Raw genomic sequence first — 11,917 nt, 5'->3', positions numbered from 1 at the left:
TTCGCTATTTCAGGAACTTCGGGCCTGAGCCGAGGATCTTGTCGTCGACCTCGCCGATCGCGCTGCGATCCCTGCCGTCGTAGTCGATCCGTTCGAGGATGTGGCGGATGGCGTTGAGACGGGCGCGCCGCTTGTCGTTGGCGCGCACCACGGTCCAGGGCGCACGCTCGGTGTGCGTCTTGTGCAGCATGCGGTTGCGCTTCTCGGTGTAGTCGTCCCATTTGTTGAGGGCGGCGACGTCCATCGGCGACAGCTTCCACGTCTTCAGCGGATCATGCCGGCGATCATGGAAGCGCTTGATCTGCATCTCGCGACCGATGTCCAGCCAGAACTTGAAGAAGAAGATGTGATCGTTGAGCACCATCCGCTCGAAGTGCGGTGTCTCTTCGAGGAAGGTTTCATACTGCTCCGGGGTGCAGAACCCCATGACCGGTTCGACGACGGCGCGGTTGTACCAAGACCGGTCGAACAGGACGAACTCGCCCGCGGTCGGGAACTGCGCCACGTAGCGCTGGTAATACCATTGCCCCTGCTCGGTCTCGGTCGGCTTGGCGAGCGCGACGACCCGTGCAGATCGGGGGTTCAGATAGGCACGCGTGACGAAGATCGTGCCGCCCTTTCCGGCGGCGTCGCGCCCTTCGTAGACGGCGATCACGCGCCGGCCGGTCGCCTGCAGCCAGTACTGCACCTTTACAAGCTCGACCTGCAGCTTTTTCAACTGTTCGTCGTACTCGTCCCTGTCGATTTTCTTCTCATAGGGAAAGCCGCCCGAGGAGAGGGCATTGTCATCGACCCAGTCCGGAAGCTTCGGATCGTCGATGTCGATCGAGCGCTTCTTGCCGCCGATCTCTATCTCCACAGGTTTGATGTCGGGAAAGATCACCATGCCGCGAGTCCTCCGCTCGATGTCCGGCGAGGAGGACATATCCGCGTTGCGATTTCAAGCGCACCGTGAAAAACATGTCATCAAATCGCGCTATTGCTGCCTGTTGCAAAGGCAATCGCGGAGCAAGCCGATGAAGGTGACGAAGGGAGTTCTGGTGGAGACGCGCGGGTCGACAATTCGGTGGCTCCTGACGCAGTTGTGGGATGAGCGCGTGCTTCTCGCCGCTGTTGTCTTTACCGCCTTCCTGATGTGGATGGGTGGGGTGCCGGCAGGCTGGGTTGTCTTTGCGGCCGTGTTGCTGGTTCTCGCCGGCTTTGCCCGCGCGGATCGCCTCGAGGGCAAAGCTGACGCCGTGCCCGTCGCCATGGCGCGATCGGATGCGAACGCCGGTGATGGACTTGCGTCGATCGCTGTGCTGATCGATGCGCTCGACATGCCTGTGCTGGTGGTGACCGCCGACGAAACGGTCAAGCTCCAGAACCGGGCCGCCACCGCTCTCTTCGGGCCGATCCCGCGCAATGCCGATCTGGCCGGGCGGATCCGCGCGCCGGGAATCCTCGACATGGCACGCGAGGTGATAGCGATCGGCCAGACGAAGGAGATCGAGCATTCCGAGCGGCTGCCGGCGGAGACGGTCTACATCGTGCGTGCGGCGCCGATGCCGTCGCTCGGCCAACGTCTCGGCGGTGGACGCTACTTCCTGATTTCGTTCCGCGACGTCTCGCAGGCGCGGCGGATCGAGCAGATGCGATCAGATTTCGTCGCCAATGCCAGTCACGAGCTCCGCACCCCGCTTGCCTCCTTGCGCGGCTTCATCGAAACCCTGCAGGGGCCGGCGAAGGCCGACGAGAAGGCACAGGAGCGGTTCCTGGGCATCATGCATGAGCAGGCGACGCGAATGAGCCGCCTTGTCGATGATCTGCTGTCCCTCTCTCGACTGGAGTTGAAGTCGAATATTGTCCCCGACGAGATGGTGGATCTCAAGCCGCTGCTCGGTCATGTGCGCGACAGTCTCCAGCCGTTTGCGGCCGAGCTGGGCGTTGAGATCCATCTGGAACTGCCGGAGCAGGCGGTCGAGGTCGCCGGTGACCGGGACGAACTGACCGAGGTGTTCGAGAACCTGCTCGAGAACGCGTGCAAGTATGGTCAGGAGGGAAAGCGCGTCGAAGTGCGGCTTTCCGCGTCGGATGCCGAGCATCCGGAAGTGACCGTCATGGATTTCGGCTCCGGCATCCCGCCCGAGCACGTTCCGCGCCTCACCGAGCGCTTCTACCGCGTAAACGTGGAGGCGAGCCGCTCGAAGAAGGGTACCGGCCTCGGGCTTGCGATCGTCAAGCACATCCTGACGCGCCATCGCGCCCGGCTGGTGGTGAAGTCCGAAGTCGGCAAGGGGACGGTCTTCACCGTCAAATTCTGACACAAAGACCGGCGAAAAATGGGCGTCGTCCGGAATAGCCATAAAATATCAAAGGCTTAATGTGTCATAAATGTTTCGTCAAAGTGACATAAAAGCGATTGCGACGGAGCGCTAGATAGGGCGGCCGATCGACGGCAGGCAAAGGCCGACCGCCGGCGAACCCACACAAGCCCATCATGGGAGACACAGATGAATTCTCTTAAGCTCACCGTAGCCGCACTGGTCGCCTCGGTCGCCTTCGCCGGCGTTGCCGCCGCCCGCGACCAGGTCCAGATCGCCGGCTCCTCGACCGTGCTGCCCTATGCCAAGATCGTCGCCGAAACCTTCGGTGAGACCTTTGGCGACTTCAAGACGCCCGTCGTCGAATCCGGCGGCAGCGGCGCCGGCCTGAAGGAATTCTGCAAGGGCGTCGGTCAGGACACGATCGACATCGCCAATTCCTCGCGCAAGATCAAGGACTCGGAACTGGAGGCCTGCAAGGCAGCCGGCGTTACCGACGTCCAGGAAGTCAAGATCGGCTACGACGGCATCGTCTTTGCGACCGACGCCGGCAATCCGGACCTCGCCTTTGCGCCAGCCGACATCTACAAGGCGCTCGCCGCCGAAGTCGTGGTCGATGGCAAGCTCGTCGCCAATCCCTACAAGAAGTGGTCGGAAGTGAACCCGGCGCTGCCGGACGCCGAAATCGCCGCCTACATTCCGGGCGAAAAGCACGGCACCCGCGAAGTCTTCGAAGAGAAGGTTCTGGCTGTCGGCTGCAAGGATAGCGGTGCTGTCGACGCGATCAAGGCCGTCGTTGCCGATGAGAAGGAAGCGGGCAAGAAGTGCATCGCCGTTCGCAAGGATGGCCTTGCGGTTGACATCGACGGCGACTACTCCGAAACGCTCGCCCGCATCGCCGCCAACAAGACCGGCGTTGGCGTGTTCGGCCTGTCCTTCTATGAAAACAATGCCGACAAGCTGAAGGTCGCCACCGTCAACGGCGTGACGCCGTCGGTCGAGACGATCGCCTCCGGCGAATATCCGGTGTCCCGTCCGCTGTTCTTCTACGTCAAGAAGGCGCATGTCGGTGTCGTTCCGGGTCTGAAGGAATATGTCGAGTTCTTCGTATCCGACCAGATGATCGGCCCCGACGGCCCGCTCGCCGAGTACGGTCTCGTTTCCGCTCCGGACGCCGAGCGCGAAGAGATCCGCACGGCGGTCGAAGCCGGCAAGACCATGTAACACCGAGGGAACCGGCGCAGCCTGCTGCGCCGGTTCCGCTCATTTGCACTTTCCCGCATGAGGCGGCCAGGATATCCGCATGAGCACGACGCTACTACTCGCCATCCTGCCGGCCATTGCCGCGGTCGCCTTTGTTCTCGGCCGCATGCGGGCAAACGCGGTGTCCGGGGGCAAGCCTTCCGCACTGCATTCCCGGCCGAATTACTACGGCGCCTATGTGGCGCTCGCGGCGTTCCTGCCGCCGCTGATCCTCGTCGCCCTCTGGCTGACGATCAGCCCGCTCGTCGTCAATTCTTCCGTCCGTGACAGCTTCCCGGACGCGGTCAAGGCGCAGTCGTCGGCGCAGCAGAGCCTTGCCTTCGGCATGGTCACCACGATCGCCCGCGGTCTTCCGCTGCTCTCGGAGGACGAAGTTCTTTCCGTCAAGCAGGATCCCTCGACGCTGCAGTCGGTCTTCGCCGCAAAGGGTGTCGCCGTCGCCGCCGAGGCGCAGCCCTACATGCTGGAGTCCGCGGCGACGCTGAACGCGATGGCGCAGTCGAGCCAATTGGCGCTCGCCGGCGTCTCGATCGCGCTGTCACTTGCGGGCGCCTTCGTCGCCTTGCGCACCGTCGCGCCGCAGTTTCGCGCGCGCAACAGGGTCGAGCGGGTCATGCTGTGGGCCCTGGTGCTGGCGTCCTCGATCGCCATCCTGACGACGATCGGCATCGTTGCCTCGATGCTGGCCGAGTCGATCCGCTTCTTCAACGCGGTCCCGGCGTGGGATTTCTTCTTCGGAACCGTTTGGGATCCGCGTTTCGCCGGCGCTGGGTCCAGTTCGGAGGGGCAGTTCGGCCTGATCCCGCTGCTGGCCGGCACGCTCTATATCGGCTTCGTCGCCATGCTCGTGGCGGTTCCGGTCGGCCTGTTCGCCGCCATCTACATGGCCGAATATGCGTCCCCTCGCATGCGCTCGCTGGCAAAGCCCCTGCTTGAGGTGCTGGCCGGCATACCGACGATCGTCTACGGCTTCTTCGCGCTCGTCACCGTCGGCCCGTTCCTGCGCGACCTTTCCGCAAACCTCAACGGTCTGGTCACCGGCAACTATGCCAGCTTCATCCAGGCGCAGAGCGTTCTCACCGCCGGGATTGTCATGGGCATCATGCTGATCCCCTATGTCTCCTCGCTGTCTGACGACATCATCACCGCGGTGCCGCGGGCGCTGCGGGACGGCTCGCTCGGCCTCGGCGCCACTCGGTCGGAGACGATCAAGCGGGTGATCCTGCCGGCTGCCCTTCCGGGCATCGTCGGTGCGCTTCTGATGACCGCCTCCCGCGCGATCGGTGAAACGATGATCGTGGTGCTGGCCGCCGGCGTCGCCGCGCGCATGCAGTTCAATCCGTTCGAGCCGATGACGACGGTGACGGTAAAGATCGTCAACCAGTTGACCGGCGACCTGGAGTTCACCTCGCCGCAGACGCTGGTGGCCTTCGCGCTGGGCATCACCCTGTTCTGCATCACGCTCGCACTCAACATCTACGCGCTCTATATCGTCCGCAAATACCGGGAGCAGTACGAATGACCGATCTCCTCTCACCGGTTTCCGGCGATACGGTCTCCAAGGCGCCGCCGCGCCGCGACATCGGCATTCGCCGCCGCTATGCCGCCGAACGCCGTTTCCGCTTCTATGGTCTCGCCGCGATCGTCTTCGGCCTCGTGTTCCTGTTCGTGCTGCTGTGGTCGGTCGCCGGCAAGGGCTACACCGCCTTCCAGCAGACGGAGATGACGCTGCCGGTCGAATTCTCCGAAAAGGTCATCGACCCCTCCAACAAGCGCGCCACCGATCCGAAGGTGCTGGTTACCGCTAACTATCCGTTGCTGGTGCGCAATGCGCTGGCCGAGAAGCTCGGCGTCAAGTCGACCGATCGGGCGGCGCTGAAGCAGGTTTCGGCGATGGTGTCGGATAGCGCGCGTGTGACGCTGCGCGATATGGTGGCCGACGATCCCTCGATCATCGGCAAGACCGTGCCCGTCACCGTTCTCGCCAGCGCCACCATCGATTCCGCCTTCAAGGGGCAGTTCGACCTGACTGTCGACGAGAAGAACCGCAAGGTTTCCGACAAGCAGGTCGGCTGGATGAAGCAGCTTGCGGAGGAAGGTGTGCTCGCCAAGGGTTTCAATACCGGGCTGTTCGTCAATGGCAATTCCAGCCGGCCGGAAGCCGCCGGCCTCGGCGTGGCGCTCGTGGGCTCGCTCTATCTGATGGGCATCGTGCTGGTGCTATCTCTGCCGATCGGCGTCGCCGCGTCCATCTACCTGGAGGAGTTCGCGCCGAAGAACCGGCTGACCGATCTGATCGAAGTCAACATCAACAATCTCGCCGCCGTGCCTTCGATCGTCTACGGCCTTCTCGGGCTCGCCGTCTTCATCAACTTTGCCGGCCTGCCGCGCTCGGCGCCGCTCGTCGGCGGTCTGGTGCTGACGCTGATGACCTTGCCGACAATCATCATTGCCACACGCGCGGCTTTGCGGGCCGTTCCGCCGTCGATCCGTGCGGCCGCCCTCGGTCTCGGCGCCTCGAAGATGCAGACGATCTTCCACCACGTCCTGCCGCTTGCCATGCCCGGCATCCTGACCGGCACGATCATCGGCCTGGCGCACGCGCTCGGCGAGACCGCGCCGCTCCTCCTGATCGGCATGGTCGCCTTCGTCGCCAACGTTCCCGCCACGCCGCTCGATCCGTCGACGGCCCTGCCGGTGCAGATCTACATGTGGGCGAACGAGGCCGAGCGCGCCTTTGTCGAGCGGACTTCGGGGGCGATCATCGTCCTGCTCGTCTTCCTCATCATTATGAACTTTGGCGCAATCCTGTTGCGGCGCCGGTTTGAGCGCCGCTGGTAGTGAGATAGAAGCAGATGAACATCATGACCGAAGCCGTGGCTGAAGAAGCGCTGGAAAAGAAGATGAACTCTGTGCCTTACAAGATGATCGGCAGGGATGTCTCCGTTTACTACGGCGACAAACGCGCCCTCTACGACGTGAACCTCAACATCCGCGAGAATACGGTGACGGCGCTGATCGGTCCGTCCGGCTGCGGCAAGTCGACGTTCCTGCGCACGCTCAACCGCATGAACGACACGATCGACAATTGCCGCGTCACCGGTGCGATCACGCTCGATGGCGACGACATTTACGACCCCGCGATCGATGTGGTCGAGCTTCGCGCCCGTGTCGGCATGGTGTTCCAGAAGCCGAACCCTTTTCCGAAGTCGATCTATGAGAACGTCGCCTACGGGCCACGGATCCACGGTCTCGCCAAGAACAAGGCGGATCTGGACCAGGTCGTCGAGCACAGTCTGCAAAAGGCCGGTCTCTGGAACGAGGTGAAGGACCGCCTGCATGAAGGCGGCACGGGCCTCTCCGGCGGCCAGCAGCAGCGTCTCTGCATCGCCCGCGCCGTAGCCGTCAGCCCGGAGGTGATCCTGATGGACGAGCCCTGCTCGGCGCTCGATCCGATCGCCACCGCCAAGGTCGAGGAACTGATCCACGAGCTGCGCGAAAACTTCACGATCGTCATCGTCACCCATTCGATGCAACAGGCCGCACGCGTTTCGCAGCGCACCGCCATGTTCCATCTGGGCAACCTGGTCGAGGAGAACGACACCGACAAGATGTTCACCAACCCCGACGACCAGCGCACGCAGGACTACATCATGGGCCGGTTCGGCTGAACCCGGTGCAACGTCGCAAATGAATACCCGGCGCTATGGCGCCAGTTGAGGATCACACCATGTCATCGCCCCACATCGCTTCCGTCTACGACGAAGAATTGAAGTACCTTGCGCGCCGCATCTCGGAGATGGGCGGCACCGCCGAGCAGATGGTGGGCGACAGCGTGCGCGCCCTGGTCAACACCGACGCCGCGCTGGCGCAGAAGGTCATCTCGGAAGATGTCATCCTCGACACTGCCGAGCGGCAGATCAACGAGAAGGCGATCCTGACGATCGCCAAGCGCCAGCCAATGGCGGCGGACCTGCGCGAGATCATGGGCGCGATCCGCATCGCTGCGGAACTCGAGCGCGTCGGCGACCTTGGCAAGAACAACGCCAAGCGCGTCATCGCCGTGCAGAGTTCCGGCATGCCGCGCAAGCTTGCCCGCGGTCTGGAGCATCTCGCGGAACTGGCACTGATGCAGTTGAAGGAAGTGCTCGACGTGTATGCGTCGCGCAACGTCGAGAAGGCCAAGGAGATCCGCGAGCGCGACGACGAGATCGACGCGGTCTACACCTCGCTGTTCCGGGAGCTTCTGACCTACATGATGGAAGACCCGCGCAACATCACGCCCTGCACCCATCTTCTGTTCTGCGCCAAGAACATCGAACGCATCGGCGACCATGCCACCAACATCGCCGAGACGATCTTCTACATGGCGACGGGTGCGCCGCCGGAAGGCGAGCGCCCGAAGGACGATCACACCACCTCGGTCGGCGCGGAGAAGGAATGATCTGCGTCGCACTGTTTGAATTCTAGAACGCCGGAGTTCGCAAGGCATGGTTCCCAAGATTACCGTGGTAGAAGACGAGGAGGCGCTGAGCGTCCTCCTGCGCTACAACCTCGAGGCCGAAGGCTTCGAGGTCGATACGATCCTGCGCGGCGACGAGGCGGAGATCCGCCTGCAGGAGCGCCAACCGGATCTCCTGATCCTCGACTGGATGCTGCCCGGCGTTTCCGGCATCGAGCTATGCCGGCGCCTGCGCCAGCGCTCCGAGACCGAACGCCTGCCGATCATCATGCTGACGGCCCGCGGCGAGGAGAGTGAAAGGGTGCGGGGTCTTGCCACCGGTGCCGACGACTATGTGGTGAAGCCCTTCTCGACGCCGGAGCTGATGGCGCGGGTGAAGGCGATGCTGCGGCGCGCCCGGCCGGAAGTGGTCTCGACGCTGCTGAAGTGCGGCGATATCGAACTCGACCGCGAGACGCACCGCGTCCATCGCCGGACGCGCGAGGTGCGCCTCGGTCCGACGGAATTCCGCCTGCTCGAGTTCTTCATGACCTCTCCCGGGCGCGTCTTTTCGCGCTCGCAGCTGCTCGACGGCGTCTGGGGACATGACATCTATGTCGACGAGCGCACGGTCGATGTGCATGTCGGCCGGCTGCGCAAGGCGCTGAACTTCTCCAACATGCAGGACGTCATCCGCACTGTGCGCGGGGCCGGCTATTCGCTGGAGGCCTGATCGGCTGGAAACAATCGGAAACGAAAAACGGGCCCCGCGGGGCCCGTTTGCAATTCTGTCTTTTTCCAGCGTGTCGCCGGTTACCGCATGCGCCGACGTTCGGCCGACGGCTGGTAAGCCAGGCGCTGATGGAAGAGGCAGTAGGGCGAGTTGTCCGGGGACTCGTTGCCGCAGAAGTGAAAATCGTCGGTCAGCGGGTCGCCGTTCGGCCACTTGCAAGTGCGCTCGGTGAGTTCCGTCAGTTCCAGCCGGCGCGACATCGGCAAGACGACGTTCGTGTCGATCCGCGCGAGCGGCGCGTCGTCGTACTCAAACGCGACTTCTTCCTTGACGACGGTCGCGCCTGCCGGGCGGGCGACGGTGCGGGTCACGACGCGCGGGGCGAAGTTCGAGGGGCGCGGCGCGGCGGCCGGCCGCTTGGCCCGTGTCGCCGTCGGCGTGCCGCCGGCTTTAGCGCGACCGGGAAGGGCGAGGCGGTGCACCTTGCCGATGACCGCGTTGCGGCTGACGCCGCCGAGTTGTGCTGCGATCTGGCTGGCGCTCAGTCCTTCGGACCAGAGCTTCTTAAGCTTCTCGACCCTCTCGTCTGTCCAGTTCATCCTATCGCCTCCATTCCAGCGTTCGCTACCGGGAATCCGTCGCCAATGCCCCGGATGGCTCCGGAGCACGGAACGCCTTGATACTGTGGGTGACTAGTTCCGCCGCATGCAGTCTAGCAATTGACTTTTAACCTACTGACAGGGGGACTCTGTGACAAGACTCGCCCGATTCAGGCCGAATCGATTTTCCAGTTTTCCCCAACTTGCTAGTTTGGTGTGACTGCCCGGCGACACTTTCCGCGCGCAAGTCGGGTCCGTCTCCGCGACCAATTGAGGTGGAACGGATGGAAGCTACTTTTATTGACATCGACCGCCGAAATGCTGATAGTGCCGCGGCCGCCGTAGGGCGGCATTTTTCATTTTTCCACACGGAAAGCTCAAGACGGGAATGGATTTCCGCATCCGCTGCGAAGGAGATACGCGCCATGGCTGATGCCACGCCGCTTTACGAGACCTATCTGCGTGCGCCGCTGCGCTTCGAGCGCGGCGAAGGCGTCTGGCTGATCGCGGAAGACGGCTCGCGCTATCTCGACTTTGCCGCCGGCGTTGCGGTCAATTCGCTTGGCCATGCCCATCCACAACTGGTCGACAGCCTCAAGAGCCAGGCCGACAAGGTCTGGCACGTTTCGAACCTCTACGAGGTGCCGGGACAGGAAACGCTTGGTAAGCGGCTGATCGACGCGACGTTCGCCGACAAGGTGTTCTTCACCAATTCCGGCGCAGAGGCGCTGGAGTGCGCAATCAAGACGGCGCGGCGCTATCATTTCGCCAAGGGCCATCCTGGCAAGTTTCACGTCATCACCTTCGAGGGGGCCTTCCATGGCCGGACGCTGGCGACGATCGCCGCCGGCGGCCAGGAGAAGTACCTCGAAGGCTTCGGACCCAAGGCGCCCGGTTTCTATCAGGTGCCCTTCGGCGACATCGCGGCCGTAAAGGCCGCGATAACGGAAGAGACGGCGGCAATCCTGATCGAGCCGGTACAGGGCGAAGGCGGCATCCGCGTCGTGTCGAACGAGTTCCTGCGGGAACTGCGCGCGCTCTGCGACGAATACGGGCTGCTGCTCGTGCTTGACGAGGTGCAGTCCGGCGTCGGCCGGACCGGCAAGCTGTTTGCCCATGAATGGGCCGGCGTCACGCCGGACATCATGGCGGTCGCGAAAGGCATCGGCGGCGGCTTTCCCCTCGGCGCCTGCCTGGCGACGGCGGAGGCTGCGGCCGGAATGGTCGCGGGCACGCACGGCTCGACCTATGGCGGCAATCCGCTGGCCATGGCCGTCGGCAATGCGGTCCTGGACGTCGTGCTGGAAAAGGGGTTCCTGGAACATGTTCGCGACGTGGCGCTGGTGCTGCGTCAGGGCCTGGCCTCGCTGGCGGACCGCTTTCCGGATATCATCGAGGATGTCCGCGGCGAGGGCCTGATGCTCGGCATCAAGGCCAGGGTTCCCTCGGCCGACCTGCTCAAGGCGGTTCGCGCGGAACACATGCTGCTCGTCCCGGCCGGTGACAACGTGCTGCGGCTGCTGCCGCCGCTGGTCACGACGGCCGAAGAGGCGCGCGAGGGGCTGGCACGGATCGAACGGGCGGCGGAGAAACTGAGCGCCGAGAAGAAGCAGGCCTGAGGCGATGCCGAGGCTCAAACAGCAGGACTGACAGCATGGCCAGACACTTCCTCGACCTCTCCGCCATGACGGCCGAGAATCTTCGCACGATCATCGACGACGCCAAGGTGCGAAAGGCGGCGACCAAGGAGGGCACGGCCGACAGGCCGCTCGCCGGCAAGATGCTGGCGATGATCTTCGAGAAGCCCTCCACTCGCACCCGGGTCTCGTTCGACGTCGGCATGCGCCAGCTCGGCGGCGAGACGCTGTTTCTGTCCGGCACCGAGATGCAGCTCGGCCGCGCCGAGACGATCGGCGATACGGCGAAGGTGTTGTCGCGCTATGTCGACGCGATCATGATCCGCACGACCGATCATGCGCGCCTGCTGGAGATGGCCGAGCATGCGACCGTGCCGGTGATTAACGCGCTGACGGACCTGACGCACCCCTGCCAGATCATGGCCGACATCATGACCTTCGAGGAGCATCGCGGACCGGTCAAGGGACGGACGATCGCCTGGACCGGGGACGGCAACAACGTGCTGCATTCCTTCGTCGAGGGTGCGGCCCGCTTCGGCTACCGCATGAACATGGCCGTGCCGCTTGGCTCCGAGCCGGAGGACAAGATCCTCAACTGGGCGCGCAACAATGGCGGCGAGATCATGCTCTGCCACGACGCCGATCGGGCCGTCGCCGGCGTTGACTGCGTCGTTACCGACTGCTGGGTTTCCATGAACCAGGAGCACCGCGCCCGTGGCCACAACATCTTCCAGCCCTTCCAGGTGAACGAGGCGCTGATGCAGAAGGCCGACAAGGACGCGCTCTTCATGCACTGCCTGCCTGCGCACCGCGGCGAGGAAGTCACCGACGAGGTGATCGACGGACCGCGGTCGGTCGTCTTCGACGAGGCGGAGAACCGCCTGCATGCGCAGAAGTCCATCCTTGCCTGGTGCCTGAACGCCATTTGACCGGCCGTTCAC

11 protein-coding genes are annotated in these 11,917 nt (G+C 63.7%); 9 read left to right on the top strand and 2 right to left on the bottom strand.

The window, feature by feature from the left end:
* Positions 1-4: 4 nt before the first annotated feature.
* Complete coding sequence (gene ppk2 / locus J2Y48_RS01290) at positions 5-886, bottom strand: polyphosphate kinase 2 (RefSeq protein WP_310411515.1); 882 nt, start codon at positions 884-886, stop codon at positions 5-7.
* 130 nt (positions 887-1,016) lie between these two features.
* On the opposite strand from ppk2, the gene phoR reads away from it, so the two are divergent.
* From phoR to phoB, 7 genes are all read left to right on the top strand, one after another.
* Positions 1,017-2,303, top strand: a complete 1,287-nt coding sequence (gene phoR / locus J2Y48_RS01285; RefSeq protein ID WP_310411512.1) for a phosphate regulon sensor histidine kinase PhoR — start codon at positions 1,017-1,019, stop codon at positions 2,301-2,303.
* 189 nt (positions 2,304-2,492) lie between these two features.
* Positions 2,493-3,527 carry a substrate-binding domain-containing protein gene (locus J2Y48_RS01280; RefSeq protein ID WP_310411510.1) on the top strand — a complete coding sequence of 345 codons (1,035 nt, stop codon included), beginning with the start codon at positions 2,493-2,495 and terminating at the stop codon, positions 3,525-3,527.
* Positions 3,528-3,606: 79 nt separating this feature from the next.
* On the top strand, positions 3,607-5,088 hold the full coding sequence (gene pstC, locus J2Y48_RS01275; RefSeq protein WP_310411507.1) for a phosphate ABC transporter permease subunit PstC: 1,482 nt from the start codon (positions 3,607-3,609) through the stop codon (positions 5,086-5,088).
* Positions 5,085-6,407, top strand: coding sequence for a phosphate ABC transporter permease PstA (gene pstA / locus J2Y48_RS01270; RefSeq protein ID WP_310411504.1), 1,323 nt, complete (start codon positions 5,085-5,087; stop codon positions 6,405-6,407). Before pstC ends, pstA begins: the two co-directional genes overlap by 4 nt.
* A 14-nt stretch (positions 6,408-6,421) precedes the next feature.
* Positions 6,422-7,237: a phosphate ABC transporter ATP-binding protein PstB gene (pstB, locus tag J2Y48_RS01265; protein ID WP_310411501.1), complete on the top strand. Its 816-nt coding sequence runs from the start codon at positions 6,422-6,424 to the stop codon at positions 7,235-7,237.
* Between the two features lie 59 nt (positions 7,238-7,296).
* Positions 7,297-8,010 (top strand): phosphate signaling complex protein PhoU, encoded by a 714-nt coding sequence (gene phoU, locus J2Y48_RS01260; RefSeq protein ID WP_310411498.1) that lies wholly within the window; start codon positions 7,297-7,299, stop codon positions 8,008-8,010.
* 46 nt (positions 8,011-8,056) lie between these two features.
* Positions 8,057-8,740, top strand: a complete 684-nt coding sequence (phoB, locus tag J2Y48_RS01255) for a phosphate regulon transcriptional regulator PhoB (RefSeq protein ID WP_310411495.1) — start codon at positions 8,057-8,059, stop codon at positions 8,738-8,740.
* 80 nt (positions 8,741-8,820) lie between these two features.
* Here the strand turns inward: phoB and J2Y48_RS01250 are convergent, their stop codons facing one another.
* Positions 8,821-9,339 (bottom strand): GcrA family cell cycle regulator, encoded by a 519-nt coding sequence (locus J2Y48_RS01250; RefSeq protein ID WP_310411491.1) that lies wholly within the window; start codon positions 9,337-9,339, stop codon positions 8,821-8,823.
* 425 nt (positions 9,340-9,764) lie between these two features.
* Between J2Y48_RS01250 and J2Y48_RS01245 the strand changes: the two genes are divergently transcribed.
* Positions 9,765-10,958, top strand: a complete 1,194-nt coding sequence (locus J2Y48_RS01245) for an aspartate aminotransferase family protein (protein WP_310411488.1) — start codon at positions 9,765-9,767, stop codon at positions 10,956-10,958.
* A gap of 35 nt (positions 10,959-10,993) precedes the next feature.
* On the top strand, positions 10,994-11,905 hold the full coding sequence (argF, locus tag J2Y48_RS01240; RefSeq protein ID WP_310411485.1) for an ornithine carbamoyltransferase: 912 nt from the start codon (positions 10,994-10,996) through the stop codon (positions 11,903-11,905).
* The last annotated feature ends 12 nt before the right edge of the window (positions 11,906-11,917 follow it).

Origin of the sequence: Mycoplana sp. BE70, from assembly GCF_031455855.1 — a bacterium.
Classification (GTDB): Bacteria; Pseudomonadota; Alphaproteobacteria; order Rhizobiales; family Rhizobiaceae; genus Mycoplana.
The sequence above is the reverse complement of the archived record's forward strand: the minus strand, read 5'-3'. Positions and strand labels throughout refer to the sequence as shown.